The organism is Kocuria palustris, from assembly GCF_016907795.1.
Classification (GTDB): Bacteria; Actinomycetota; Actinomycetes; order Actinomycetales; family Micrococcaceae; genus Kocuria; species Kocuria palustris.
Genome location: NZ_JAFBCR010000001.1, coordinates 691,852 through 717,905 on the forward strand (window position 1 = coordinate 691,852; position 26,054 = coordinate 717,905).

A 26,054-nucleotide genomic window follows, 5' to 3' on the forward strand; every position below is an offset into this window, starting at 1 on the left:
GCACCGTCATCGCGCTGTGGACAGGCACGAGCCCGGATCTGAGGCGAGCAGCCCCCGCTGCCCGAGCGGGCGGCGGGGGCTGGCTCAGCGCATCAGGCCGGCAGCCGCTCAGAAGGCGGCGTCCGCCGGGGCCTTCTCGGAGTCGCCGCCCAGCGGGGCATCGATGCCCGCGGTGGCGATCGCCTCCTGGTCGACCTCCTCGTTCGGGTCCTCGACGATGCCGAGCTTGACCAGCAGGCGCTGCTCGATCTCCTCGGCCAGCTCCGGGTTGTCCTTGAGGAACCGGCGCGAGTTCTCCTTGCCCTGACCGAGCTGGTCGCCCTCGTACGTGTACCAGGCGCCGGACTTCTTGACGATGCCCTGCTCCACGCCCAGGTCGATCAGGCCGCCCTCGGTGGAGATGCCCTGGCCGTAGAGGATGTCGAACTCGGCCTGCTTGAACGGCGGGGCCATCTTGTTCTTGACGATCTTGGCGCGGGTGCGGTTACCCACGGGGTTCGCACCGTCCTTGAGGGTCTCGATGCGGCGCACGTCCACGCGCACGGAGGCGTAGAACTTCAGCGCCTTGCCGCCCGTGGTGGTCTCCGGCGAGCCGAACATGACGCCGATCTTCTCGCGCAGCTGGTTGATGAAGATCGCGGTGGTGTTCGAATTGGACAGGCGACCGGTGATCTTGCGCAGCGCCTGCGACATCAGGCGGGCCTGCAGGCCCACGTGCGAATCGCCCATCTCACCCTCGATCTCCGCCTTGGGCACCAGCGCCGCCACGGAGTCCACCACGACGATGTCGATCGAGCCGGAGCCGACCAGCATGTCCATGATCTCGAGCGCCTGCTCGCCGGTGTCCGGCTGGGAGACCAGGAGGTTGTCGATGTCCACGCCGAGCTTCTGGGCGTAGACCGGGTCCAGGGCGTGCTCGGCATCGATGAAGGCCGCGATGCCGCCGGCGCGCTGGACGCTGGCCACCGCGTGCAGGGCCACCGTGGTCTTGCCGGAGGACTCCGGGCCGTAGATCTCCACGACGCGTCCGCGCGGGAAGCCGCCGGTGCCGAGGGCCACGTCCAGGGCGATCGAGCCGGTGGGGATGACCTCCACCTTCTGCGCCGGGCGCTCGCCCAGCTTCATGACTGAGCCCTTGCCGTAGCTCTTGTCGATCTGGGCCAGGACGGTCTCGAGCGCCTGCTCGCGGTCCGAGCCGCCGGAGGCAGCCGAAGCTGCGGACTTCTTGGGAGCCATCATTCACCTCGCGTGGATCGTGGGGGCGGGTCCGCTCGATGAGGGGCCCGACGGTGCTGCTGCGCACCAACGTATGGACGGGGTCCGACAGCACAAGACGGACCGTGGGGGCTGCCGATCAGCCGCCCCGAAGGGGGCCTGCGACCAGCAGCTGTGGAGCCTGCGGGGCCCGCCGGCGCCACCTCAGCACACCGAGATGCGGCCGGAGGCGGCGACCCTGCGGGCGCAGGCCCCACGATAGCCGATTCGAACACCTCTTCGAATGCAGCGGACCTGCGCGTGTCGCGACGGGTCCGCTTCAGGAGCGCGGCTCCTGGTCCGGCCCCCACTGCCGGGACTCGGGGACCTGCTGCTCGCGGCACAGCGCGAACCAGACGAGCTTGGGATCCTCGCCGTCGGCCAGCGCCTGCTCGGCGGTTCGGTGGCCGAGCTCCCCCAGCACGGTGTCGCGCACCAGGATCCGGCCCTGCGCCTGTCCGAACTCGTGGACGACCATCTCGTTGAACCTGCTCACGCGCATGCGGGCGATCGCTCCTCTTCAGATCGGATCCGAGCCGGACAGCCGACGGGCCCGGCACGGCGCAGGGCCCGGCGCCGTTGTCGGCACCGGGCCCTGCAGCTGGTCATGGGGCGGCGACCAGTCGGGTCGCCGCGGGAGGCGCTGGGCCTCAGGAGGCCTGGACGGTCCCCGCGAAGCTCGAGCCGAACTCCTCGTGCAGCTCCGCCGGCACCGTGTCCGGGGCGAAGTTGCCCTCGAGCTCGGCGATGCGATCGGCGACCTCGCGCAGCATGGCCGACACGGGGATGTCGAGTGCGGCGCAGATCGAGGCGAGCAGCTCGGAGGACGCCTCCTTCTGCCCGCGCTCCACCTCCGACAGGTAGCCGAGCGATACGCGTGCGGAGTGGGAGACCTCGCGCAGCGTGCGGCCCTGACGCTGGCGGACCGAACGCAGGACCTCACCGATCTCCTGACGCAGCACGACGGGCCGGGACTGCGCGGCCTCCGCCTCCTGCGTCGAAGTCTGGTCCATGTCCTTCCAGCGAATGATTCCGTTGACGGACACAGGGGTCTTGGTGGTGGTGATGATGTGGCTCCTCGGTCGTGCGGAGGACGATGCCTCCGCGTTGTCCGAACCGGTCGGCGACCGGGCCCGGATGGCCCTCTCTGGGCCGTCGGTGGGTGCAACCGCCGACAGGACTCCATTGTTCCGTGCTCGACGGCCGTTCGGCTAGGAGTTCACTGGGAGGCGCCCAGGACCTCCACGAGCATCTCCAGGGCGGCCCGCACGCTCAGGCGGCGGATCTGCTCCCGATCGCCCTCGAGCCGCAGCAGCCGGGAGCTGAGCCCGCGAGGACCGGCGGCACCGAGCCACACCGTCCCCACGGGCTGCCCGTCGTGCGGCTCCGGCCCGGCCACTCCGGTGGTGGACACGGCGACGTCGATGCCCAGCGCGGTCCGCGCGCCGGAAGCCATCGCCTCGGCCACCTCGGCGCTGACGGCCCCGGTGCGCTCGAGCAGCTCGGCCTCCACGCCCAGCACGCGCTGCTTGACCGCGTGCGAGTACGAGACCACCGAGCCCTCGAAGGCCGACGAGGCCCCGGGGACCGAGACGATCGCGGCGGCAAGGGCGCCCCCGGTCAGCGATTCGGCGGTGCCCAGGCTCAGCCCGGCCTCGGCAGCCGCGTGCACCGCTCGGGCGGCGAAGGAGTCGATGGCCTCCGTCGCGGCGCCGGCGTCGCCTCCCGCACCCGCGATCCCCGTGGCCGTCGTGGGGGCCGAGGAGCCGTCCATGGGCGCGCTCATCAGCTGTTGTCGACCGGCTTGCCCGCGGCCAGGGAATCGCGGCGCAGCTGGACCGCCTTGAGCACGTAGTCCGCTCCGGTGACCACGGTGACGATCGTGGCCAGGGCCATGAAGAACCAGCCGAGCCACGGCCACCACTGCCCCACGACCGGCCCCAGCGGGAGCAGCAGGAGCAGCAGCGCGATGGTCTGCAGGACGGTCTTGAGCTTGCCGCCCTTCGAGGCGGCCATCACGCCGTAGCGGATCACGGCGAAGCGCATGACGGTGATGCCCCACTCGCGGACCAGGATCACGATCGTGACCCACCACCACAGCTCGCCCATGGCCGACAGGACGATGAACGCGGCCCCCGTGAGCAGCTTGTCCGCGATCGGATCGGCGATCTTGCCGAACGAGGTGATCAGCCCGCGGGCGCGGGCGATGTCGCCGTCGAGCTTGTCGGTGAACATGGCCAGGCCGAACACGCCCACAGCCGCCCAGCGCCACCCCAGCGAGGCCTCGCCGAACGAGCCGCCCAGCACGGCGAACCACACGAAGAACGGGACCATGACGATCCGCAGCGTGGTCAGCGCATTGGGCAGGTTCCAGTTGGACGGAGCGGGGCGTCCGCCCTGATCGGCCGCTGCGGTCATGAAGTGCTCCTGTCCTGCGGCGCGCGATGCGCCGCGTCGGTCTGCGTGCGATGAGGCCTCCGGCGCGTCGTCGTCGCAGACGGCACAGCGCCGGAGGCTAGGGTCAGCGGCCGGTGAGCTGCCAGGCGTCCTGGCTGGACTCCTCGTCCGCGTCGTCGTGGTACTCGGCGGCGGCCTCGACGTCCGAGTCGTCCAGGGCGTCGGCGCCGGAGGACGCGATCTCACCGGAGCCGCCGGTGCCCTGATGCGGATGCGCCGGGGCGGGCTCGGCCGCGGTGGGGGGCTCCTCGCCGCGGATGACGGCCAGGGTGGCGGCCAGGTCGTCCGGACCCACCAGGACGTCGCGGGCCTTGGAGCCCTCCGACGGGCCCACCACCCCGCGGGACTCCATCAGGTCCATGAGCCGTCCGGCCTTGGCGAAGCCCACGCGCAGCTTGCGCTGCAGCATGGAGGTCGAGCCGAACTGCGTGGTGACCACGAGCTCGACCGCCTGCAGCAGGACGTCCAGATCGTCCCCGATGTCCTCGTCGATCTGCTTCTTGGGCTGCTCCTGGATGACGTCGTCGCGGTAGTGCGTCTGCATCTGCGACTTCACGTGCTCGACGACGTCGTGGATCTCGGACTCTGCGACCCACGCGCCCTGCACGCGCATGGGCTTGGAGGCGCCCATGGGCAGGAACAGGGCGTCGCCCTGTCCGATCAGCTTCTCCGCACCGGGCTGGTCCAGGACCACGCGGGAATCCGTGACCGAGGAGGTCGCGAACGCCATGCGCGAGGGCACGTTGGCCTTGATCAGGCCCGTGACCACATCCACCGACGGGCGCTGGGTGGCCAGCACCAGGTGGATGCCGGCCGCGCGCGCCAGCTGGGTGATGCGCACGATCGAGTCCTCGACATCGCGAGGGGCGACCATCATCAGGTCCGCGAGCTCGTCCACGATCACCAGCAGGTAGGGGTACGGGCGGATGACCCGCTTGGAGCCCGGCTCCGGCTGGACCTTGCCCGCGCGCACGCCCTTGTTGAAGTCGTCGATGTGCTTGTAGCCGTAGCGCGAGAGGTCGTCGTAGCGGGCATCCATCTCCCGCACGACCCACTGCAGCGCCTCGGCGGCCTTCTTGGGGTTCGTGATGATCGGGGTGATCAGGTGCGGCACGCCCTCGTAGGCGGTCAGCTCCACGCGCTTGGGGTCGACCATCACCAGGCGGACCTCATCCGGGGTGGCCCGCATGAGCAGCGAGACGATCATGGAGTTCACGAACGACGACTTGCCCGCGCCGGTGGCACCGGCCACGAGCATGTGCGGCATCTTGGCCAGGTTCGCCACGACGAAGCCGCCCTCGACGTCCTTGCCCACGCCCATGACCATGGGGTGATCGTTCTTGCGCGCGGCCTGCGAGCGCAGGACGTCGCCCAGGGCGACGGTCTCGCGGTCGGTGTTCGGGATCTCGATGCCGATGGCGGACTTGCCGGGGATCGGCGAGAGGATGCGCACGTCCGCCGAGGCGACCGCATAGGAGATGTTCTTGGACAGCGCCGTGACGCGCTCGACCTTGGTGCCGGCACCCAGCTCGATCTCGTAGCGGGTGACCGTGGGGCCTCGGGAGAACCCGGTGACCTCGGCGTCGACCTTGAACTGCTCCAGCACGCTGGTCAGCGCGGCCACGACGGCGTCGTTGGCCTCCGAGCGCTCCTTGGACGGCGGCCCCAGCACGAGCGAGGACGGGTCCGGCAGCGTGTAGGCGACATCGCCCTCGAGCTGCAGCTGCTCGGTGCGCGCCGGGATGGGCTCGACCGGAGTCTCCGCCCGGCGCATGACCGCTCGGCCCACGACGGGCTCGTGCTCGTCGACGCCCTGGTCGTCCACGAGCGCGGAGGAGCCGGAGCCGGCCGCGGTGTCCGAGGCGGAGGAGGCCGCCGCGCCGCCGGGCTCGAGTCCCTGCTCCGCCAGCAGCCTGCGCGCGGCCTGCTGATCGCGGGTGGGGCGCTTCTGCCCGGGACGCGGGCGCTCCTCCTGGGAAGCGGCAGCCGCGGCCGAGGAATCCTCCTGGGGGCTCGGCGCCTCTCCGGACTCGACGTCGTAGACGAAGCTCTCGCCCGTGTCCCGCGCCGCTGGGCGACGGCCCGAGCGGCGGGGCTGCTGCTCGGCCTCCTGCCCCTCGGGACCGTCCGGCAGCACGGCCGTCTCGAAGGCCTCGTCGCCGTGGTAGGAGTCCAGCTCGGCTCGGCGCTGCGCGTCCTGCTTCTCCTGCCGCTTGCGAGCTCGGCGGGCCGCACGGGACTCGGGCTCGGCCTGGCGGTCATCGAGGTAGGAGCGGTCGTGCTCCTGCGCCGAGAGGTCGGTGCCCGCACGCCTGTGGGGCTCCGACTCCCCCACCAGAGTCCGCCAGGCTGCCCCCAGGCGCGGGCCGATCTGCGACAGCGGGGTCCCGGTGATGATCAGGACACAGATCGCCAGCAGCAGCGCGCAGACGATCGCGGCGCCCACGGGCGTGATGACCCCGCCCAGCGGGCCGGCCATCAGGTAGCCGATGGCTCCGCCGGCGGTGAGGCGGGCCTGGAAGGAATCCGCGACGCCCGGCGAGCCGCCCAGCACGTGGGCGATCCCGCTGGCCGTCAGCAGCGCCAGGCTCAGGCCCAGCGCGATCCGGTTGTTCGGCGGGGTGGGCACGGGACGGCGGAAGATCCGCAGGGCGAAGCCGCCCAGAGCCAGCGGCAGCACGAGAGCCGCCCAGCCGATCAGCCCGGCGACCACCACGTGGATGCCCGAGGCGGCGGCGCCCAGCACGGGCACGCCGGAGTCGTAGAGGCTCCACCACTCGACCACGGCGATCGCCGCGCCCAGGCACAGCAGCACCAGGGCTCCGCCGTCGCGACGGTCCTGGGGCTCCATATCGGTGCGCACGGTGCCGATGCGGCGCACGGCGCCGCCGACCAGGTGGGCGCACCACAGCCAGAGCCCGAGGAGGGCATCGAGGATGCGCTCGCCGGCGCCGGGGCCTGCTGCGCGGGAGCTGGAGGACGTGGCGCGAGGGGACTTGGAGGATCCGCTCTTGGGCCTGGAGCCAGAGCCGCGCGACGTCGAGGCGCCCTTGCGGGCGGGGGAAGTACGAGTCGCCATGGCCCCCAGGGTAGTCGACGGCCCGCAGACGATGGCTCGTCTGCGGGCCGCGGTGTGGCCTGACCGCCCGGTGATCACGGGGCGGCGGCCGGGATCAGCTCCGGTCCGCCTCCAGCACGACCGGGACGATCATGGGCTTGCGGCGCAGCTTGCGCCCCACCCACGGGCCGATCGTGCGACGCACCGTCTGCTGCAGCTGGTGCGTGGTGTGCTCGCGCCTGTCCTTGAGGGCGTCCTCGATCGCGGCGGTGATCTTGGGCTTGATCTCGTCGAACACGCGATCGTTCTCGGCCACGCCGCGGGCGTGGACGTCCGGGCCGGTGACGACGGACTTGGACTTGCGGTCGATCACGACGACGATCGAGACGAAGCCCTCCTCGCCGAGCACGATGCGGTCCTGGAGGTCGTCCTCGGTGATCATGCCGACCGACGAGCCGTCGACGTAGACGAACTTGATGTCGCGGCGACCGGCGATGCGCGCCCGGCCCTGCTTCATATCCACGCTGGTGCCGTTCTCGATCAGCAGCACGTTCTCCGGCGGCACTCCGGTGGCCTCGGCGAGCTCGCCGTTGGCCATGAGGTGGCGGACCTCGCCGTGCACCGGCATGACCTGCTCGGGCTCGACGATGTTGTAGCAGTACAGCAGCTCGCCTGCCGAGGCGTGCCCGGAGACGTGGACCTTGGCGTTGGACTTGTGCACCACATGAGCGCCCATGCGCATGAGGCTGTTGATGATGCGGAACACGGAGTTCTCGTTGCCCGGGATCAGCGACGAGGCGAGGATGACGGTGTCGCCCTCCTGCAGCTGCACCCGGTGATCACCGCGGGCCATGCGCGACAGCGCCGCCATGGGCTCGCCCTGGGAGCCGGTGCACATCACGACGATCTCGTCGTCGCGGTAGTTGTCGATCTTCTTCTGATCGACCAGCACGCCCTTGGGCACGTCCAGGTAGCCGAGCTCCTCGGCGATGCCCATGTTGCGCACCATGGACCGGCCCATCAGCACGACCTTGCGGTTGGCCGCGACGGCGGCGTCGAGCACCTGCTGCACGCGGTGGACGTGCGAGGAGAACGACGCGACGACGACCTTCTGGGTCGACTTGGCGATGACGCCGGAGAGCACCGGCCCGATGTCCTTCTCGGTGGGCGTGAAGCCCGGGACCTCGGCGTTGGTCGAGTCGGTCAGGAACAGATCCACGCCCTCCTCGCCCAGGCGGGCGAAGTGGCGCAGGTCGGTGATGCGGCCGTCGAGAGGAAGCTGGTCCATCTTGAAGTCGCCCGTGTGCAGCACCGTGCCGCCCTTGGTCCGCATGAAAACGGCCAGGGCGTCCGGGATGGAGTGGTTCACGGCGACGAACTCGCACTCGAACTCGCCCAGCTTCTCCACCTGGCCCTCGCGGACGGTGAGCATGAACGGCTTGATGCGGTGCTCCTGCAGCTTGGCCTCGACCAGGGCCAGGGTCAGCTGCGAGCCGAGCAGAGGGATGTCCGGGCGGCGCTTGAGCAGGTACGGGATCGCGCCGATGTGGTCCTCGTGGCCGTGCGTGAGCACGACCGCGACGACGTCGTCCAGGCGGTCCTCGATCTGGGAGATGTCCGGCAGGATCAGATCCACGCCGGGCTGGTGCTCCTCGGGGAAGAGCACGCCGCAGTCGACGATCAGCAGCTGGCCGTTGATCTCGAACACGGTCATGTTGCGTCCGACCTCGCCCAGGCCGCCCAGCGGGGTGACTCGCAGGGTGTCCTTGGACAGGGACGGCGGTGCCTTCAGGTCTTCGATCCAGTGGACCATGTGACCCCTTTCATGTGCGGTTGTCAGCGCGATCTCGCGCTGCTGGTCATTCAGTTCTTCATGTCATGGGTCCGCGCTCCGCCGCCCGAGGACGGGGCGGTGCGGAGCGCGGTTCGCCGACAGGCTGCGCCGTCGACTCGCTGCAGCGCAGCGGCAGGCACGGCTCAGGCGCCGATCGTGTCCTGGACGACGCTGCCCTCCAGGTCCGCGCGCATGGCGGCGAGCTCGTCCTGGGTGGCCTCCACGTACGGCAGGCGCACGGTGTGCCCGGGCAGCACGCCCTGCCAGTGCAGGATCTGCTTGGCGGCCACGGCGCCGGGCACATGGGTCATGGTCGCGCGGACCACGGGCTCCAGCTCGTAGGCCAGGCCGCGGGCCGTGGCCAGGTCATCGCTGCGCATGGCATCGATCATCCGGCGGAAGCGCGGGGTGTCCACGTGCGAGGTCACGCCGACCAGTCCCACGGCGCCGATGGCCATCCACGGGACGGTCAGGCCGTCGTCGCCGGAGTAGAACAGCAGATCGGACTCGGCCATGACGCGCGTGGCCTCCGTCAGATCCGCCTTGGCGTCCTTGACCGCGGCGATTCTGGGGTGCTTGCCCAGCCGGATCAGCGTGTCCGCCGACAGCGGGATGCCCGTGCGGCCGGGGATGTCGTAGAGCATTATCGGCAGCTCGACGGAGTCGGCGACCTTCTCGAAGTGCGCGACGACGCCGGCCTGCGTGGGCTTGTTGTAGTACGGGGTGACGATCAGCAGCCCGTCCATGCCGGCCTTCTGGGCCTGCTCGGACAGGTGCATGGTGTGCGCGGTGTCGTTGGACCCCGCACCGGCCACCAGGGCGGCCCGATCGCCGACGGCCTCGCGCACGGCGCGGAAGACCGCCTCGTGCTCGTCGTCCGTCATGGTCGAGTACTCCCCGGTGGTGCCGCCGACCACCAGGCCGTCGCAGCCCTGGTCCACCAGGCGCTGCGCGAGCGCCGCGGTGGAGTCCAGATCCACGGAACCATCGGCGCGGAACGGAGTCACCATGGCGGTGAGCAGGGTTCCGAACAGGGGCTTGTCGTGGTGCGCAGTCATGCGACCACCCTACCGCCTCCGTCAGTCACCGGTGCTGGCAGGGCCCCGCGGGGCGCGCCCTCGCGACAGGGCCACGGCATCGCGCATGCACCGGCGTGCGCGCGCAGTGTCCCCCGAGGCGCTGTAGGCCAGGCCGAGCCGGTACCAGCTTCGCCAGTCCCCGGGCGCGGCTTCGGCCTCCTGCGCCCAGCGCTCGAAGTCCTCGTCTGCGGCCTCGCTCACGATCCGCCCGCTGGGGCGCCGCGGCAGGTCCTCGGGCAGTCCGCCCTCCGCCTCCAGACGACGGCCGAGGCCCTCGAGCCGGGAGCCGAAGACGACCTCGCGGACCAGCGCCCACACGCCGAGCACGGGCAGGACGATCATCCCGACGGCGAACAGCTTGGAGACCAGCACGTCCGAGCTCAGCAGGATCCACGCCCGCTGCAGGCTCAGCCCCAGATAGAGGGCCAGCAGCGCTGCCATGATCGCGGCCAGCGCCTTGCCCTTGGCGCGGGCCTCGAGCAGCGTGAACACGCCCGCGAAGGCCACGACCACCAGGATCCAGACCTTGGACGCGCTCGGCAGCGGGAGCAGCAGCAGGGTCAGCAGCGCTGCGGCGAGCACCACCCAGCCCAGCCGCCGCAGCGGACTGAGCGACTGCCGGACGTCCTCAGCGCTCACGCTTCCAGGTCCAGGTAGCCGTCGAGCCCGTGGGTCAGCCCCGGGCGCTGCCCGACGGTGCGCACGCCCAGCAGCACGCCGGACATGAAGGACACGCGGTCGAACGAGTCGTGGCGGATGCTCAGCTGCTCCCCCACGGAGCCCAGCAGCGTCTCCTGGTGCGCGACCAGTCCGCGCAGGCGCACCGAGTGGACGTGGATGCCGTCCACGACTCCCCCGCGAGCGCCCGTGGGATCGGTCTGGGTGGCATCCGGGGAGACGGGCACACCGGCCTCCTCCCGCTCGGCGGCCATCAGCGCGGCCGTCCTGGCGGCGGTGCCAGAGGGGGCGTCGACCTTGTCCGGGTGATGCAGCTCCACGATCTCGGCCGATTCGAAGAACCTGGCGGCCTGGGCCGAGAAGCGCATGGCCAGCACCGCGCCGATCGAGAAGTTCGGGGCGATCAGCACCCCCACCTCCGGGTGCTCGCCGAGAAGCTGCTCCAGGCGGGCCAGCTTCTCGTCGTCCCATCCGGTCGTGCCCACGACGCAGTGGATGCCGTGCTCCACGCCGAAGCGGACGTTGTCCTCGGAGGCCGCGGGCACCGTCAGGTCGATGAGGACCTCCGCCTGCGCCTCCACGAGCTTCTGCAGGCTGTCGCTGTGATCGAGGGCCGCCACGAGGTCCAGCCCCTCGGCGGCCTCGACGGCCCTGACGGCCTCCGAGCCCATGCGCCCGTGGGCGCCCAGGACGGCCACGCGCAGTCCGCTCGCGGTGTTCTCGCTCATGCTGTGCTCCTTCGCTGCTCCGCCGATCGGCGGCTCGAATGATGATCGTCCCGCGTGCCGTGCGGGCGGGCGCCTGCCCGGGGGCTCACTGCCCGTCGGGGGGCTGCACGACCTGCACGACGGCGGGGCCCTCCGCGAGCTCGGCGGCCAGGCGCTGGACGTCCTGCGCGGTCACGGAGCGGACCCGGTTCATGGTCTCCTCGAGGTCCACGAACTCGCCGATGCCCAGCTCTGCCGAGCCCAGGCGGCTCATGCGCGAACCGGAGTCCTCCAGCGCCATGACGGTCCCGCCGGCCAGCTGCCCGACGACCTTGGCCAGCTCGCGCTCCCCCGGGCCGTCGGCGGCCAGCTCCTGGAGCTGGGCCTGCATCAGCTCCAGCACCTCGTCGGTGCGCGCGGGCGCGCAGCCGGCGTACATCCCGAAGTATCCCGCATCCGAGTAGGAGCCGGAGAAGGAGAACGTGCTGTAGGCCAGCCCGCGCTTCTCCCGGATCTCCTGGAACAGCCGCGAGGACATGCCCCCACCCAGCGCGGCGTTGAGCACGGTCATGACGTAGCGGCGCTCGTCGCCGGCGACCAGGCCGGGGCGCCCGATCACCACATTGGTCTGCTCGACCGGGCGGTGCAGCAGGTGACGGCCCCACTCGGGGCTCAGCTGTGCCAGGCCGTCGGGCTGCCCCGAACGACGGGCCCGCGGACTGCCGGGAGCCTCGGGGTCCCAGCCGGCGCGGGCCAGGCGCTCGCGCACCTCCTCGACCACGCGGTCGTGATCCAGGCCGCCGGCGGCGGTGACCACGAGGTTCTCCGGGCGGTAGTGCTCCTGCCAGTGCTCGAGCACGCGCTGGCGGGCCACCCCGGTGATCTCCTCGGGCGTGCCCCCGATGGGGCGCGAAAGCGGGTTGCCGTGCAGAACGTGCTCGACGAAGTGCTCGAAGGCCACGTCCGTGGGGTCGTCCTGGTCCATGGCCAGCTCCTCGAGGATGACCCCGCGCTCGCGCTCGAGCTCATCGGTCTCCAGCAGCGGCGCGGTGACCATGTCCGCGAGGACGTCGATCGCCATGGGCAGGTCCTCGGAGAGCACCCGCGCGTAGTAGCACGTGGACTCCTTGGCCGTGGCGGCGTTCGACTCGCCGCCGACCTCGTCGAAGGCCTCTGCGATCTGCAGCGCGCTGCGCCGGGCGGTCCCCTTGAACAGCAGGTGCTCGAGGAAGTGCGTGGAGCCCAGGTGACCGGGCTGCTCGTCGCGCGAGCCCACCCCCACCCAGAAGCCCACGGAGGAAGAGAGCAGCCCAGGCATGGACTCGGTGAGGATCCGCACGCCGTTGGGCAGGACGGTGCGGCGCACGGCGGCACCGCCGTCGCCGGACCAGACCAGCTCGGGCGAGTGCGTACCGGCGGGGTCCTGCGGGCGCAGCTCCAGCGCATACGACATGTGGGGGCTCGACTCCTGACGGCGATGAGGGATGGCCCCGGGGGCCGCAGCCGCGGCTCCTCTCGGGAACCCGTCGAGTCTAGAACCAGGCTCTCGGGGCGGCCAACTGCCGGCTCAGCCCTCGATCTCGGTCCGGGACCCCGATCTGGGGGCCCGGATGAACAGGGAGAGCACCAGGGCGATGCCCACCAGCCCGGCGCTGGTGAGGAAGGCCGAGTTCGCCCCGTCCGCCAGGGCCGTGGTCTCCGCGGCGCCTGCATCCCGGGCGCCGTCGGAGACCACGCTGTAGATCGCGATCATGACTGCCGTTCCGGCCGCGGCCGCCAGCTGCTGGCCTGTGTTGAGGATCGCGGATCCGTGGCCGTAGAGCTCCCTCGGCAGCGAGCCCAGGGCCGTGGTCATCAGCGGGGAGAACAGCGCCGCCAGCCCGATCGAGAACACGACGTGGATGGCGATGATCTCCGCCACCGCGGTGGACTCGTCGACCGTGGACAGCCAGACCAGGGAGCCGACCTCGATGACCAGGCCGGGGATGATCAGCGGACGGGGGCCCACGCGATCGAAGAGCCGCCCTGCCAGCGGGGAGACGACGGCCTCGACCAGGCCTCCGGGCATCAGCGCGAGCCCCGCCACCAGGGCCGTGGCCAGCAGGGAGCCCTGCAGATAGAGAGGAAGCGTGTTCATCACGCCGAGCATCGCCCCGAAGAGGATCAGCAGCACGATGATCGGCAGGGTGAATCCGCGCACGGCCAGCGGCCGCAGGTCCAGCAGGACCTCTCCGGTCCGGGCCCGGCGGATCTGCCGAAGCGCGAACAGCACCAGCGCCACGGCCCCGACGCCCGTCACGCTCAGCGCGACGACCGCGGCCGAGCCGCCGGCGAGGATCTGCCCGATCGAGCTCAGGCCGTAGATCAGGCCCCCGAAGGCCAGGACGGAGAGCACCACGGAGACCACGTCCAGCGGTAGACGGCGCGGGGCCCCCACATTGCGCAGCCTGGCCAGGCCCAGCAGGCCCGAGGCGGCCACCAGCGGGACCATCACCCAGAAGATCGCGTGCCAGGAGGCAGCCGAGAGCACGGCTCCGGCCACTGTGGGCCCCAGGGCCGGACCCACGGCCATGACGACGGCGATCAGACCCATCACGGTCCCTCGCCGCTCGGCGGCCACCAGGGTCATGGTCACCGCCATCATCAGGGGCAGCACCACGGCCGTGCCCGCGCCCTGGAAGAGCCGGCCGAGCAGCAGGACCCCGAACCACGGCGCCAGCGCGGCCAGCAGGGTGCCGAGCAGGAACGCGGCGACGGCGACGATGAAGACCGCCCGGGTCGAGAACCGCTCGAGCATCCAGCCCGTGGTGGGCATGACGACGGCCATCGTCAGCATGAAGCCGGTGAGCAGCCACTGGGCGGTGGCCGCGGAGACGTGGAACTCGCCCATGATCGCCGGCAGGGCCACGGCCACCGTGGTCTCGTTGAGCATCATCACGAAGGCGGTGGACAGCAGGACGACGAGGACGCCCGCCACGGAGGCCGATTCCGCCGCGCCGCTGGCCCCGTCCTGAGGCGGACGGCTGTCTGAGGTGTGTGCGGACAAGGCATTCGCTTTCACGTGCGGAAGGCGCCGACAAGGGGAGACGGCCCGTTGCCTCAGCATCAGGCCCGCCTCGACCGTACCCCGGATCCCGTGTCCGCACGCCACCCGGAGACATGCCTCCCGCGAGGGGCTCAGACGGGTCGGGCCCCGCATCCACGGCGGATGCGGGGCCCGGGGCCTCGTGCGGCTCAGGTGCGAGCCGGTGGAGGGATCACTCGGCGGCGGAGTCCTCGTCCGCCTCAGCGGCGTCGTCGTCGGCCACGACCGGCGAGAGCGAGAGCTTGCCGCGGTCATCGACCTTGGTGATCTCGACCTGGACCTGCTGGCCCACGCCCACGACGTCCTCGACGTCGTTGACGCGCTTGCCGTCGTTGAGCTTGCGCAGCTCGGTGACGTGCAGGAGGCCGTCGCGGCCCGGGGTCAGCGAGACGAAGGCGCCGAAGGTCGTGGTCTTCACGACCGTGCCCAGGTAGCGCTCCCCCACCTCGGGGACCTGCGGATTGGCGATCGCGTTGATAGCCGAGCGCGCGGCCTCGGCCGAGGGGCCGTCCACGGCGCCGATGAACACGGTGCCGTCGTCCTCGATGGAGATGTCCGCGCCGGTGTCCTCCTGGATCTGGTTGATCATCTTGCCCTTGGGGCCGATGACCTCGCCGATCTTGGAGACGGGCACGTTGACCGTGATGATCCGCGGGGCGTACTCGGACATCTCGTCCGGTGCATCGATCGCGGAGGCGATCACGTTGAGGATGGCCAGGCGGGCATCGCGGGCCTGGGCCAGGGCGGCGCCCAGAACCTCGGCATCGATGCCGTCGAGCTTGGTGTCCAGCTGGATGGCCGTGACGAACTCGGAGGTGCCGGCGACCTTGAAGTCCATGTCGCCGAGCGCGTCCTCCGCGCCCAGGATGTCGGTCAGCGCGACGCTGGCCGGCTTGCCGTCGACCTCGCCGGTGATCAGGCCCATGGCGATGCCGGCCACCGGGGCGCGCAGCGGCACGCCGGCGTTGAGCAACGACAGGGTCGAGGCGCAGACCGAGCCCATGGAGGTCGAGCCGTTGGAGCTCAGGGCCTCGGAGACCTGGCGGATCGCGTAGGGGAACTCCTCGCGCGACGGGATCACGGGGGCCAGTGCGCGCTCGGCCAGAGCGCCGTGGCCGATCTCGCGGCGCTTGGGCGAGCCCACGCGGCCGGTCTCGCCGGTGGAGTACGGCGGGAAGTTGTAGTGGTGCATGTAGCGCTTGGACTTCACCGGCGACAGCGAGTCGATCTGCTGCTCGAGCTTGAGCATGTTCAGCGTGGTGACGCCCATGATCTGGGTCTCGCCGCGCTGGAAGATCGCCGAGCCATGCACGCGCGGCAGGATCTCCACCATGGCGGTCAGCTCGCGGATGTCGCGGGGGCCGCGGCCGTCGATGCGCACGTTCTCGGAGAGCACGCGCTGGCGCACGGTGTGCTTGGTCAGGGCCTGGTAGGCGTCGTTGACCTCGTCGGCGCGCTCGGCGAAGGGCTTGCCCTCACCGGTCAGCTCCTCCAGGACGGACTGGTGCAGGGCGTCGGTGGCGTCCTCGCGCTCCTGCTTGCCGGCGATCGAGTAGGCCTCCACCAGGCGCTGGCCCACGGCGTCCTTGACGGCCTGGGCGACGTCGTCGCCGTGGCCGCCGAAGCGCGGCAGCTCCATCTCGGGCTTGCCGGCGCGGGCCTTGAGGTCCGACTGGGCCTGGCACAGGGCCTTGATGAAGGGCTTTGCGGCGTCGAGGCCCTCGGCCACGATCTCCTCGGTGGGCGCCACAGCGCCCTGGCCCTTGATGAGCTCCCACGAGCGGTCGGTGGCTTCGGCCTCGACCATCATGATCGCGATGTCCTCGGTGCCATCGGCCTTGGTGACCACGCGGCCGGCCACGGCCATGTCGAACACGGCGTTCTCGAGCTGGGAGTGCTTGGGGAAGCAGACCCACTGGTGGGTGCCGTCGGCCTCGGCCATCAGGGCCAGGCGCACGCCGCCGACCGGGCCGCCGAAGGGCAGGCCGGACAGGGTCGTGGACATCGACGCGGCGTTGATCGCGATGGTGTTGTAGATCTCGTCGGGGTCGATCGCCAGCACAGTCACGACGACCTGGACCTCGTTGCGGATGCCCTTCTGGAAGGCGGGGCGCAGCGGGCGGTCGATCAGGCGGCAGGCCAGCACGGCGTCGGTCGAGGGACGGCCCTCGCGGCGGAAGAACGAGCCGGGGATGCGTCCGTCGGCGTACATGCGCTCTTCCACGTCCACGGTCAGCGGGAAGAAGTCGAAGCCCTCGCGGGGCTTCTTGCCCACCGCGGTGGTGGACAGCAGGGTGGTGTCATCGTCGATGGACACCAGGGTGGAGCCGGCTGCCTGCTGCGCGAGCAGACCGGTCTCGAAGCGCACGACGCGCTGGCCGTAGCGGCCGTTGTCGATGACGGCTTCGGCGGACTGGATCTCGGGACCCTCCAAGGGCCACCTTCCTTTCGTCGCGATCGTCTCCACGATCGGGGTGATCTGGCAGTGTCCGATCCGCCCCGCTCGCACGGCGCACGGTCTTCGATCGAAGTCCACGGCCGCGGCAGCGAGGCTGCGGGGATTCCGTGGACCACTGTCGAGGACCGGGACGCGGGCGGCGTGCGGGCCGGATCGACGAGGACGGCTGGAGCCGTCCATCGCGGATGCCCTGCGGACCCATCCGTGGGCCCCGGGGCTTGTTCGTGCAGACCCAGCCTGACAGGTCCGCGACGCGCGGACCAGCATTGAGGGGCTGCGAGTGTTCGTCCGGACGCTCAGCCGGTGGGCGGGCGTCGGCGGCGGATGTGGCGGGATCCGCGCCCGTAGACTACGAGCGGGACCGCCGCGAGCTGCGTGGCGGCCCCGCCCGAGGCAAGGGTCAGAATGCGATCAGCGGCGCAGGCCGAGACGCTGGATCAGCGAGCGGTAGCGCTCGATGTCCGTGTTCTGCAGGTAGGTCAGCATGCGACGACGGCGACCGACCATGGCCATGAGGCCGCGGCGGGTGTGGTGGTCGTGCTTGTGGGACTTGAGGTGCTCGGTCAGATCCGAGATCCGGCGAGTCAGGACCGCGACCTGGACCTCGGGCGAACCGGTGTCGCCCTCGTGGGTCGCGTACTCCTCGATGATGGACTGCTTGACAGCTGCGTCGAGTGCCATGTGTGAACTCCTTCGGGGTCCAGTGCCGTGCGTCCCGGCTGCGAAGGTGACCGCGCCGGGGCAGGAGCTCGCACGAGAGGATCGTACGGACTCAGGGGCCCGTCCGCCACGGACTGCAGGCGGACCGCCGATCATGGTAGCAGGCGCGCGGCACACGGGCTGTGAGCCGGACGATGTCCGGGGACAGTGCAAGACTGGAGGGCGAACCCCTCCGGGCCCGTTCCGCTGCGGCCCCGGCGCACCGTCCCGAGCAGTGAGGAGTGGGCCCATGACCGAGTCCGCAGACAGCCGCGAGTCCGAGACCACGCAGATCGATCCGGCCCTGGCCGACCAGGTGGGCGTCTCCGAGCGCCGCCACACCCTCAACGACGGCCACCAGCTGCCGCAGATCGGCATGGGCACCTACCCCATGGACGACGCCGATGCCGAGGTCGGCGTCTACGAGGGCATCAACCGGGGCTTCCGCCTGATCGACACCGCCGTGAACTACGGCAACGAGATCGGCGTGGGCCGCGGCATCGCCCTGGCCGGGCTCCCCCGCGACGAGGTCTTCGTGACCACCAAGATCCCCGGCCGCGATCAGGGCGACGAGGCCACGGTGCGCGCCAGCGTGGAGGGCTCGCTCGAGCGGCTGGGCCTGGACCGCCTGGACCTGCTGCTGATCCACTGGCCCAATCCCCAGCAGGACAAGTACGTGCAGACCTTCCGGACCATGCTCGCCCTGCGCGAGGAGGGCCTGGTCCGCTCGGTCGGCGTCTCCAACTTCACCCCGGCCCACGTGGATCGCCTGATCGCCGAGACCGGCGAGACCCCGGCGGTCAACCAGGTCGAGCTGCACCCGCAGTACCAGCAGGAGGCCCTGCGCGCCCACCACCACGACAAGCGGATCCTGGTGCAGGCCTGGTCGCCGCTGGGGCGCAAGACCGACATCCTCGACCACGAGTGGCTCGCCGAGATCGCCGGGCAGGTCAACCGCACCCCGGCCCAGGTCATCCTGCGCTGGGAGATCCAGTCCGCGGTGCTGCCGATCCCCAAGTCCTCGAACCCCAAGCGCATGGCCGAGAACCTAGACGTCTTCGGCTGGGAGCTCAGCGATCAGCAGATGGAGCGCATCCGCCTGCTGCACACCGGTCTCTCCGGCTCGGGCTTCGACCCGGACGAGCACGAGGAGATGTGAGTCGGGCGCGCTGACCGCGCGCTCCGCCTGATGGACTGAGGGCCGCCCGGGGACTCCCCCGGGCGGCCCTCAGTCCGTCTCTGCCTCTGGTCGTTCAGTCGGCGGCGCCTGCAGCGCGCCGTCAGGGGGCGACGTCGGCCATGCCCTCCGGGTGCTGGGCCAGGATCTTGCGGGTGTTCTCCACGTCCAGGCTCATCTGCTGCACGAGTTTCTCCACGCCCTCGTAGGCCACCATGCCGCGCAGGCGGGCGATGAACTCCACGATGACCTCCTGGCCGTAGAGGTCGAAGTCCTCCACCCGCTCGCGGGGCCGGTCGATCACGTGCGCCTCGACCACCCGGGAGACGCCCTCGAATGTGGGGTTGGAGCCCACCGAGACCGCCACCGGCCAGCGCTGTCCGGAGGCGTCGGTGAGCCAGCCGGCGTAAACGCCGTCGGCGGGGATGTAGCCGTCGGAGTCCGGGGCGAGGTTGGCCGTGGGGAAGCCGAGCTCGCGACCGCGCGCGGCGCCGTGGACCACGGTGCCGCGCATGCGGTGCGGACGACCCAGCAGGCGTGCAGCGTCCTCGACGTCGCCGACGATGAGGCGCTCGCGGATCCAGGTCGAGGAGATCCGCCGGTCCTCAGGATCGTGGTCGGTGTCCTCCTGCGAGGAGACGGGGCCGTCGACCCCGACCAGCGGGAGGTTCGTGGTGCGCAACTGGGCCGGCACAGTGCCACAGCACTCGAGATCCTCGACCACGACGACGTCGAAGCCGTGCTCGGCGCCGAAGCGGCGCAGGGCGGAGACATCGCCCTGATTGCCGCGCCCGAACCGGGCGTCGGCGCCCACGACCACGCAGCAGGCGCGCAGCCCGCGCAGCAGGTACCGCCTCATGAACTCGAGCGGGTCCTGCGAGGCGAAGGCGAGGTCGTAGTGCTGGACGAGCACAGCGTCCACGCCGAGCTGCTCCATGGCATCGAGCTTGTCCGAGGTGCCCATGATCTGGCCCCGGTACCGATCCGGGCGGTGCACCAGGGCCGGGTGCGGGTCGAAGGTCAGCACGACCGAGCTGGCGCCCTCGCGCTGTGCGCGCTCGACGACCATCCCCAGGACCTCCTGGTGCCCGCGATGGACGCCGTCGAAGTTCCCGACGGTGACCACGCAGGGCCCGAGGTCCTCGGGAAGCTCGGACAGGTCGTGCAAGCGATGCAACGGGTCTCCTCGGCAGGCGCGGCGTCGTCCGTCAGGACGACGTCCGCGATGCGGATCTGGGCGGTCGGACGGTGGTGGGCTCAGCGGATCGCGGGCTGCGGATGGGGCCGGCGGACCTCATCCGGACGGGCACCGCTCGGCACTCGCTCCAGGGTAGTCGCTGACACCGACTCCCCGGTGGGTCGGATGCCTCAGGCCGGTGCCGGGCCGCCCCAGGGCTCGGACGGGCTGCGGTCATCGGCACCGGTCAAGGTCGCGATCCACGTGTCGCGCAGCTGGCCCCGCTGCTCCATGTAACCGCGGACCAGAACGGGCGTGGAGAAACCGAGCTTCCAGGCGAGCTTGCGCGAGGCCCAGTTGCCGTCGAAGGCCAGCCAGTGCAGGTGCGTGAGCCCCATGGTGCCGAACGCGTGCTCGATCACCAGGCGGCAGGCCGCCTCGGCGGCACCCGTGCCGCGGGCATGCGGGCCGAAGTTCAGGCCGATGTCCGCTGCACCGGCGCGCAGCCGGCACAGCTCGATCGTCCCGAGGAAGCGGCCCTGGGGATCCTCGGCCGCCCAGTTGATCGCCGATCCGGCCTTCAGCGCGCCCGGCACGTACTCCCGGATGTACCACAGCGCCGACTCCACGCCGTAGGGCTCGGGAACGGTCGTCCAGCGCACGGCCACCGGGTCCTGGCAGTTCGCGGTCAGAGCCTCGGCGTCGGCGGGGGTCAGCTCCCGGAGGGTGAGGGTCCCGTCGGTGAGCCGCGGGACGCTGAGCCCCTGGCTGGTGCTGGCGGCGGTGTCGTCGGTGCTCATGCGCGGTCTCCTGTGGTCTCGGTGGAGCGGTCGGTGAGGGGGCGGGTGCGGCTCAGCCAGATCAGTCCCACGATCGGCAGCAGCAGCGGGATGTAGCCGTAGCCCTGGCCGAAGTGCGACCAGACGGTCTCATCGGCGAACAGCTCCGGGGCGGCGAAGGTCATCGCGCCGATGCCGAGCACGCCGATGAGCTCCACCAGCACGGCACCCGTGGCGATCCGATGCCAGCCAGGCCCGGTCTTCGCCAGCGCCACTGCGGCCACCACGTAGACGGCCGCGGAGAACAGCGAGAGCAGGTAGGCCAGCGGAGCGACGTCGAACTGGGTGAGGATCTGATACAGCGAGCGCACTCCGGCCGACAGCGAGAAGATCCCGTAGACCACGATGATCACCCGGCCCAAGCCCGAGGACTTCGGGTCGGTGCGCCGTGCGCCCTCCCGCGGCCCGAAGCGCGACTGCAGTCGCCCGGGACGCTGCGGCTCGGAGCCGGCGGAGCGCGGGCTCTCAGGGTCGGTGTGCTGCATGGCGTCCTCTCGACTCACTGGTAGTACCAGATGAAGTTCATCCGGTACACCATCACGATGATCGTGGGGCCCGTGGCCGCCAGGATCCAGTTGGACCAGCTCGAGCGCTCCACGAGCGACCAGATGAAGGTGCCCGCCGGGATCAGCAGCGCCGTCAGCAGGTAGCCCCAGTACTCGAGCGCCGAGCCCGAGGCCGCCGGACCGAGGATCCCTAGGAAGATCGAGCCGATCAGGTAGACGAGCAGGAAGGCCTCCAGCACGAGCACGGAGCCCTGCGTCGCATCTCCCGGGGGCCGCTTGCGCAGCGCCTCCACGGCGCAGATCAGCGTCGAGAGGCCGCCCAGGACCACCGAGGCCCAGAACCACCCGTCATATCCCCACAGCATCCGTGTCTTCTCTGCTTCCTGTCCTGCGGCCGCCGTGGCGACCGGTGCGTTCTCAGCCCTGCGCCTGGAAGACGAGGACCGACTTGGCGGTGCGCTCCTCGGCGCGTCCGCGGTCCTCGAGCAGGGCCACCACGTGGCCCTGCGGATCGAAGCCTGCGGTGAGCTCCCCCGGTCCGGTGCCGGTGGGTCCGATGCGCTTGCCCTGCCCGATCTCCACCGATTGCTGCGCGGTGAGCTCACGGGTCGGGAACATGGCCCGGGCCGCCTCGTCGAGCGAGGTGGACGGCACCGCTGCTCCCCCGGCGACGATCTCGGCGAGCGCCTCCAGCTCCTGGGCCTGCTCGAGGCCTAGGGCGCCCACACGGGTGCGGCGCAGCGCGCTGAGGTGACCGCCGATCCCCAGGGCCTCGCCGAGATCGCGGGCGATCGCCCGGATGTAGGTCCCCGACGAGACGTCCAGGACGGCGTCGAGCTCCAGGGCATCGCGGTCCCGGCGGATCTCCGTCACGTCGAAGCGCGAGACCGTGATCGGCCGCGCCTCGAGGGCGACCTCTTCCCCCGCGCGCACGCGGGCGTAGGAGCGCTTGCCGTCGACCTTGATCGCCGAGACGGCCGAGGGCACCTGCTCCAGGTCTCCGGTCAGCTCGGCGACGGCCGCACGGATCTGCTCGTCCGTGACGGCTGCGACAGCGCCCGCATCCGCGGTGCCGGTGAGCTCGCCCTCGGCGTCCTCGGTCACCGTGGTGGCGCCCAGGCGAATGGTGGCCTCGTAGGTCTTGTCCGCGCCCACCAGGTGGGTCAGCAGCTTGGTCCCGCGCCCGACGCCCACAATCAGCACGCCGGTGGCCATCGGGTCCAGAGTCCCGGCGTGGCCGACCTTGCGCGTCCCGCACAGCCGGCGCATGCGCCCGACGACGTCGTGGCTGGTCCAGCCCTTCGGCTTGTCCACGACCACGAGCCCCTCGGGCACGGTCAGCGAGGGATCGGGGCGCGGCGTCTGCGCGCCGCGCCCCGATCCGCCCGCCTGCGGCTCAGCGCTCATGAGTGCCGCTGGGATCCTCGTCGTCGGCCTCAGCGGCCGCGGACTGGGCGTCGTCGGCCTCGTCCGTGCGGTAGGAGTTCTCGCCGTTGGCGTAGGTGGCCCCGGCAGCAGACGCCGCCACAGCCGCGTCCTTCTCCTTGGCCCGGCGCAGGACGTCCTCCAGGTTGGAGGCCGCCTCCGGGATCTCATCGGCCACGAACTCGAGCGTGGGCGTGAGCCGGGCGGTGATGTTCTTGCCGACCTCGGCGCGCAGGATGCCCTTGGCGGACTCGAGGGCACGGGCCGAATCGGCCTTCTCCTCGGCGCTGCCGTAGACCGTGTAGTAGACGGTCGCGTGCTGCAGGTCGTTGGTCACGCGGGCGTCGGTGACGGTCACGAAGCCCAGGCGCGGGTCCTTGACCCGGCGCTCCAGAGCCTTCGCCACGATCACCTTGACGCGGTCGGCCATGCGGGAAGCCCGCTGTGCATCGGCCATGATCTCTCCCGTTCTCGCGCGCGGACCCGCGGGTCCGTGCGCTGCAGTGCAGTGTCAGGGGCGGCACCGAGGCGGTGCCGGAGCGTGCGGCCCGCACCGCGGGTCCGACCCGTCCGCCCGAGGGCGGCTGCGGAACGGACCCAGCGATGCGGGCCGCACGAGGGATCGACGACGATCAGGCGCGGGGCTTCTCCTGCATCTCCCACGTCTCGATGACGTCGCCTTCCTTGATGTCGTTGAACGACCCCAGGCCGATGCCGCACTCGTAGCCCTCGCGGACCTCGGTCGCGTCGTCCTTGAAGCGGCGCAACGACTCGATGGTCAGGCCCTCCTTGACGACGTTGCCGTCGCGCACCAGGCGGGCCTTCGCGTTGCGGCGGATGAGCCCCTCGGTGACGTACGAGCCGGCGATAGAGCCCCACTTGGAGGACTTGAACACCTCGCGGACCTCGGCCTTGCCGAGATCCACCTCCTCGTACTCCGGCTTGAGCATGCCCTTCAGGGCCGCCTCGACGTCGTCGATGGCGTTGTAGATCACCGAGTAGAACTTCATCTCGACGCCCTCGCGGTCGGCGAGCTCGGTGACCCGCTCGGCCGGTCGGACGTTGAAGCCGATGATCACGGCGTTGTCGACCGTGGCCAGGTTGACGTCGTTCTGCGTGATCGCACCCACACCGCGGTGGATGACGCGCAGCTGGACCTCGTCCGGAGCCACCTCGATCTTCAGCAGCGAGTCCTCGAGCGCCTCGACGGCACCGGAGACATCGCCCTTGATGATGAGGTTGAGCGTGTCGATCTTGCCCTCGGCCACGACCTGGTCGAACGACTCGAGCGTGACGCGCTTGCGGCGCTTGGCCAGCAGGGCGTTGCGATCGGCCGCCTGGCGCTTCTCCGCGATCTGGCGAGCGGTGCGCTCATCCTCGGTCGCGATGAAGGTGTCGCCGGCGCGCGGCACCGTGGACAGGCCGAGCACCTGCACCGGACGGGAGGGACCTGCCTCCTCGACCGCGGCGCCGGTCTCGTCGAACATGGCGCGGACGCGGCCGTGAGCCCCGCCGGCGACGATCGAGTCGCCCACGCGCAGGGTGCCCGACTGGACCAGGACGGTGCAGACCGCGCCGCGGCCCTTGTCCAGGTTGGCCTCGATGGCCACGCCGCGGGCGTCCTTGTTCGGGTTCGCCTGCAGCTCCAGGGCGCCGTCGGCCGTCAGCACGATCGACTCGAGCAGCTCGTCGATGTTCTGGGACTGGCGGGCGGAGACGTCGACGAACATGGTGTCGCCGCCGTACTCCTCCGGCACCAGGCCGTACTCGGCCAGCTGACCGCGGATCTTCTCCGGGTTCGCCTCGGGCTTGTCGATCTTGTTGACCGCGACCACGATCGGCACGTTCGCCGCCTGGGCGTGGTTCAGGGCCTCGACCGTCTGCGGCATGACGCCGTCGTCGGCGGCCACCACGAGCAGGGCGATGTCCGTGACCTGCGCACCGCGGGCACGCATGGCGGTGAACGCCTCGTGACCCGGGGTGTCGATGAAGGTCAGCGCGCGATCCTCGCCGTCGACCTCCTGGGACACCTGGTAGGCGCCGATGTGCTGGGTGATGCCGCCGGCCTCGCCCTCGATCACGCGGGTGTTGCGGATGGCATCCAGCAGTCGGGTCTTGCCGTGGTCGACGTGGCCCATGACGGTCACGACAGGAGGACGCTTCTCGAGCTGCTCCTCGCCCTCGGCGGCCTGCTCGGCCTCGAGGTCGATGTCGAAGGACTCGAAGAGCTCGCGCTCCTCGTCCTCCGGGGAGACGATCTGGATGACGTAGCCCAGCTCGGCGCCCAGGGCCTCGAAGGTCTCCTCATCCAGCGACTGGGTCTGCGTGGCCATCTCACCGAGGTGGATGAGCACGGTGACCAGCGAGGCCGGGTTCGCGTCGATCTTCTCCGCGAAGTCCATCAGCGAGGCACCGCGGCGCAGGCGCACCACAGTAGTGCCGTCGCCGTGCGGCACCGAGACGCCGCCGACCTTGGGAGCATTCATCTGCTCCAGCTCCTGGCGCTTGGCGCGCTTCGACTTGCGGCCCTTGCGCGAAGGACCGCCGCGGCCGAAGGCGCCCTGCGTGGCGCCGCGACCGCCGCGACCGGGGCCGCCGCCGGGACGGAAGCCGCCGCCCGGACCGCCGCCGGGTCCACCGGGACCGCCGCGTCGACCGCCGCCGGCACCGCCGCCGCGGGCCGGACGGGTGCCGACCGGAGCAACGTTGCTGGTGTGGCCCGGCATCATGTTCGGGCTGGGGCGCGGACCGCCCGGACGGGGACCGCCTGCACCGGCACCCTGGCCGGGGCGCGGGGCGCCCGGACGAGGTGCACCGGGGCGAGGACCGCCCTGACCCGGACGCGGGGCGCCAGGACGGGGACCGCCCTGAGCGGCCTGGCCGGGGCGCTGCGTGCCCATGCCCTGCTGGGCGGCGAACGGGTTGTTGCCCGGACGCGGGCCGCCCTGCGAGCGGGCGGGGCGCTGCGCCCCGCCGGCCTGCTTGGGCGTGAACGGGTTGTTGCCCGGGCGGGGACCGCCCGGCTTGGGAGCCGCGCTGCCCGGCTTGGGGGCGGGCTTGCTCGGGGCCTCGGGTGCGGGAGCCTGCTCGGCCGAGGGCTTCTCGGCGGCGGGCTTCTCCGGCTGGGCCGCGGCCGGCTCGGACTCGGCGGCAGGCGCCGGCGGCGCCTGCTCAGCAGGCTTGGCCTGCTCCTCGGTCTTCTGCTCGGGCTGCGCGGTCTGACCGGCGGTCGCCGGCGTGGGAACCGACTGTCCGGGCTTCGGTGCGGAGGACGCGCCGGGCTTGGCGCCGCCTGCCGGCTTGGCACCGGTCGAGGACGGCTTGGCGGCGGGCTTGGAGGTCTCGGCCTTGGCCGAGCCCTCCTTCTCGCCCTTCTTCGCCAGCGCGGCCTTAGCCTGCGGCGACTCCTTCAGCTTCTTGGCGACCGGGGGCTCCACGGTCGAGGACGCGCCCCGGACGAACTCGCCCAGCTCCTGCAGGGTCGAGATCGCCTCCTTGGACGTCATCCCGAGCTCCTTGGCGAGCTCGTGAACTCTCTGCTTAGCCACTTCTCTCCTGTCCCGGCCCGCGCTCGTGACAGGAGGCGGACCGACTAACGGTCTGTCGGAGACCCTCCGAGTC

22 protein-coding genes are annotated in these 26,054 nt (G+C 71.2%); 1 reads left to right on the forward strand and 21 read right to left on the reverse strand.

Going from position 1 to position 26,054, the window contains the following annotated elements; genetic code table 11:
* Window positions 1-108 precede the first annotated feature (108 nt).
* From recA to rpsO, 14 genes are all read right to left on the reverse strand, one after another.
* On the reverse strand, window positions 109-1,236 hold the full coding sequence (recA, locus tag JOE55_RS02940) for a recombinase RecA (RefSeq protein ID WP_006214503.1): 1,128 nt from the start codon (window positions 1,234-1,236) through the stop codon (window positions 109-111).
* Between the two features lie 298 nt (window positions 1,237-1,534).
* Window positions 1,535-1,756 (reverse strand): DUF3046 domain-containing protein, encoded by a 222-nt coding sequence (locus JOE55_RS02945; protein ID WP_006214502.1) that lies wholly within the window; start codon window positions 1,754-1,756, stop codon window positions 1,535-1,537.
* Between the two features lie 148 nt (window positions 1,757-1,904).
* Entirely contained in the window at window positions 1,905-2,267 is a 363-nt protein-coding gene (locus tag JOE55_RS02950) for a helix-turn-helix domain-containing protein (RefSeq protein WP_204781974.1), read from the reverse strand.
* Window positions 2,268-2,473: 206 nt separating this feature from the next.
* The gene (locus JOE55_RS02955) at window positions 2,474-3,040 is read right to left on the reverse strand and encodes a CinA family protein (RefSeq protein WP_239546406.1); all 567 of its coding nucleotides are present in this window, start codon (window positions 3,038-3,040) and stop codon (window positions 2,474-2,476) included.
* Entirely contained in the window at window positions 3,040-3,672 is a 633-nt protein-coding gene (pgsA, locus tag JOE55_RS02960; protein ID WP_204781975.1) for a CDP-diacylglycerol--glycerol-3-phosphate 3-phosphatidyltransferase, read from the reverse strand. The genes JOE55_RS02955 and pgsA overlap by 1 nt, the downstream gene beginning before the upstream one ends.
* Window positions 3,673-3,775: 103 nt before the next feature.
* Window positions 3,776-6,790: an FtsK/SpoIIIE family DNA translocase gene (locus tag JOE55_RS02965; protein WP_204781976.1), complete on the reverse strand. Its 3,015-nt coding sequence runs from the start codon at window positions 6,788-6,790 to the stop codon at window positions 3,776-3,778.
* A 94-nt stretch (window positions 6,791-6,884) separates the two neighbouring features.
* Window positions 6,885-8,582 (reverse strand): ribonuclease J, encoded by a 1,698-nt coding sequence (locus tag JOE55_RS02970; RefSeq protein WP_204781977.1) that lies wholly within the window; start codon window positions 8,580-8,582, stop codon window positions 6,885-6,887.
* Between the two features lie 164 nt (window positions 8,583-8,746).
* On the reverse strand, window positions 8,747-9,661 hold the full coding sequence (gene dapA, locus JOE55_RS02975; protein ID WP_204781978.1) for a 4-hydroxy-tetrahydrodipicolinate synthase: 915 nt from the start codon (window positions 9,659-9,661) through the stop codon (window positions 8,747-8,749).
* Between the two features lie 21 nt (window positions 9,662-9,682).
* Complete coding sequence (locus JOE55_RS02980) at window positions 9,683-10,321, reverse strand: tetratricopeptide repeat protein (protein ID WP_204781979.1); 639 nt, start codon at window positions 10,319-10,321, stop codon at window positions 9,683-9,685.
* The gene (gene dapB / locus JOE55_RS02985; protein WP_204781980.1) at window positions 10,318-11,088 is read right to left on the reverse strand and encodes a 4-hydroxy-tetrahydrodipicolinate reductase; all 771 of its coding nucleotides are present in this window, start codon (window positions 11,086-11,088) and stop codon (window positions 10,318-10,320) included. Before dapB ends, JOE55_RS02980 begins: the two co-directional genes overlap by 4 nt.
* Before the next feature lie 85 nt (window positions 11,089-11,173).
* The gene (locus JOE55_RS02990) at window positions 11,174-12,520 is read right to left on the reverse strand and encodes a M16 family metallopeptidase (protein WP_204781981.1); all 1,347 of its coding nucleotides are present in this window, start codon (window positions 12,518-12,520) and stop codon (window positions 11,174-11,176) included.
* Window positions 12,521-12,634: 114 nt separating this feature from the next.
* Window positions 12,635-14,113: an MDR family MFS transporter gene (locus JOE55_RS02995; RefSeq protein ID WP_204781982.1), complete on the reverse strand. Its 1,479-nt coding sequence runs from the start codon at window positions 14,111-14,113 to the stop codon at window positions 12,635-12,637.
* 211 nt (window positions 14,114-14,324) lie between these two features.
* Complete coding sequence (locus tag JOE55_RS03000) at window positions 14,325-16,586, reverse strand: polyribonucleotide nucleotidyltransferase (RefSeq protein WP_204781983.1); 2,262 nt, start codon at window positions 16,584-16,586, stop codon at window positions 14,325-14,327.
* A 435-nt stretch (window positions 16,587-17,021) separates the two neighbouring features.
* A complete protein-coding gene (rpsO, locus tag JOE55_RS03005; RefSeq protein ID WP_006214488.1) occupies window positions 17,022-17,291 on the reverse strand; it encodes a 30S ribosomal protein S15 in 270 nt (89 codons plus the stop codon).
* Window positions 17,292-17,559: 268 nt separating this feature from the next.
* On the opposite strand from rpsO, the gene JOE55_RS03010 reads away from it, so the two are divergent.
* Entirely contained in the window at window positions 17,560-18,468 is a 909-nt protein-coding gene (locus JOE55_RS03010) for an aldo/keto reductase (RefSeq protein ID WP_006214487.1), read from the forward strand.
* A 121-nt stretch (window positions 18,469-18,589) separates the two neighbouring features.
* Here the strand turns inward: JOE55_RS03010 and JOE55_RS03015 are convergent, their stop codons facing one another.
* The 7 genes from JOE55_RS03015 to infB form a co-directional block, all read right to left on the reverse strand.
* Complete coding sequence (locus tag JOE55_RS03015) at window positions 18,590-19,654, reverse strand: bifunctional riboflavin kinase/FAD synthetase (RefSeq protein ID WP_204781984.1); 1,065 nt, start codon at window positions 19,652-19,654, stop codon at window positions 18,590-18,592.
* Window positions 19,655-19,854: 200 nt separating this feature from the next.
* Window positions 19,855-20,463: a GNAT family N-acetyltransferase gene (locus JOE55_RS03020; protein ID WP_204781985.1), complete on the reverse strand. Its 609-nt coding sequence runs from the start codon at window positions 20,461-20,463 to the stop codon at window positions 19,855-19,857.
* Window positions 20,460-20,987 (reverse strand): hypothetical protein, encoded by a 528-nt coding sequence (locus JOE55_RS03025; RefSeq protein ID WP_204781986.1) that lies wholly within the window; start codon window positions 20,985-20,987, stop codon window positions 20,460-20,462. Before JOE55_RS03025 ends, JOE55_RS03020 begins: the two co-directional genes overlap by 4 nt.
* Window positions 20,988-21,001: 14 nt before the next feature.
* Window positions 21,002-21,373 (reverse strand): hypothetical protein, encoded by a 372-nt coding sequence (locus JOE55_RS03030; RefSeq protein ID WP_006214471.1) that lies wholly within the window; start codon window positions 21,371-21,373, stop codon window positions 21,002-21,004.
* A gap of 52 nt (window positions 21,374-21,425) precedes the next feature.
* Entirely contained in the window at window positions 21,426-22,415 is a 990-nt protein-coding gene (gene truB, locus JOE55_RS03035) for a tRNA pseudouridine(55) synthase TruB (protein ID WP_204781987.1), read from the reverse strand.
* Entirely contained in the window at window positions 22,405-22,890 is a 486-nt protein-coding gene (gene rbfA / locus JOE55_RS03040) for a 30S ribosome-binding factor RbfA (protein ID WP_204781988.1), read from the reverse strand. Before rbfA ends, truB begins: the two co-directional genes overlap by 11 nt.
* 175 nt (window positions 22,891-23,065) lie before the next feature.
* A complete protein-coding gene (gene infB, locus JOE55_RS03045) occupies window positions 23,066-25,981 on the reverse strand; it encodes a translation initiation factor IF-2 (protein WP_204781989.1) in 2,916 nt (971 codons plus the stop codon).
* Window positions 25,982-26,054 lie beyond the last annotated feature (73 nt).

Coding starts and splice junctions, on each gene's coding strand:
- recA (WP_006214503.1), bottom strand. CDS start 1,236: ATGGCTCCCAAGAAGTCCGCAGCTTCGGCTGCCTCCGGCGGCTCGGAC.
- JOE55_RS02945 (WP_006214502.1), bottom strand. CDS start 1,756: ATGCGCGTGAGCAGGTTCAACGAGATGGTCGTCCACGAGTTCGGACAG.
- JOE55_RS02950 (WP_204781974.1), bottom strand. CDS start 2,267: ATGGACCAGACTTCGACGCAGGAGGCGGAGGCCGCGCAGTCCCGGCCC.
- JOE55_RS02955 (WP_239546406.1), bottom strand. CDS start 3,040: ATGAGCGCGCCCATGGACGGCTCCTCGGCCCCCACGACGGCCACGGGG.
- pgsA (WP_204781975.1), bottom strand. CDS start 3,672: ATGACCGCAGCGGCCGATCAGGGCGGACGCCCCGCTCCGTCCAACTGG.
- JOE55_RS02965 (WP_204781976.1), bottom strand. CDS start 6,790: ATGGCGACTCGTACTTCCCCCGCCCGCAAGGGCGCCTCGACGTCGCGC.
- JOE55_RS02970 (WP_204781977.1), bottom strand. CDS start 8,582: ATGGTCCACTGGATCGAAGACCTGAAGGCACCGCCGTCCCTGTCCAAG.
- dapA (WP_204781978.1), bottom strand. CDS start 9,661: ATGACTGCGCACCACGACAAGCCCCTGTTCGGAACCCTGCTCACCGCC.
- dapB (WP_204781980.1), bottom strand. CDS start 11,088: ATGAGCGAGAACACCGCGAGCGGACTGCGCGTGGCCGTCCTGGGCGCC.
- JOE55_RS02990 (WP_204781981.1), bottom strand. CDS start 12,520: ATGTCGTATGCGCTGGAGCTGCGCCCGCAGGACCCCGCCGGTACGCAC.
- rpsO (WP_006214488.1), bottom strand. CDS start 17,291: ATGGCACTCGACGCAGCTGTCAAGCAGTCCATCATCGAGGAGTACGCG.
- JOE55_RS03010 (WP_006214487.1), top strand. CDS start 17,560: ATGACCGAGTCCGCAGACAGCCGCGAGTCCGAGACCACGCAGATCGAT.
- JOE55_RS03020 (WP_204781985.1), bottom strand. CDS start 20,463: ATGAGCACCGACGACACCGCCGCCAGCACCAGCCAGGGGCTCAGCGTC.
- JOE55_RS03025 (WP_204781986.1), bottom strand. CDS start 20,987: ATGCAGCACACCGACCCTGAGAGCCCGCGCTCCGCCGGCTCCGAGCCG.
- JOE55_RS03030 (WP_006214471.1), bottom strand. CDS start 21,373: ATGCTGTGGGGATATGACGGGTGGTTCTGGGCCTCGGTGGTCCTGGGC.
- truB (WP_204781987.1), bottom strand. CDS start 22,415: ATGAGCGCTGAGCCGCAGGCGGGCGGATCGGGGCGCGGCGCGCAGACG.
- rbfA (WP_204781988.1), bottom strand. CDS start 22,890: ATGGCCGATGCACAGCGGGCTTCCCGCATGGCCGACCGCGTCAAGGTG.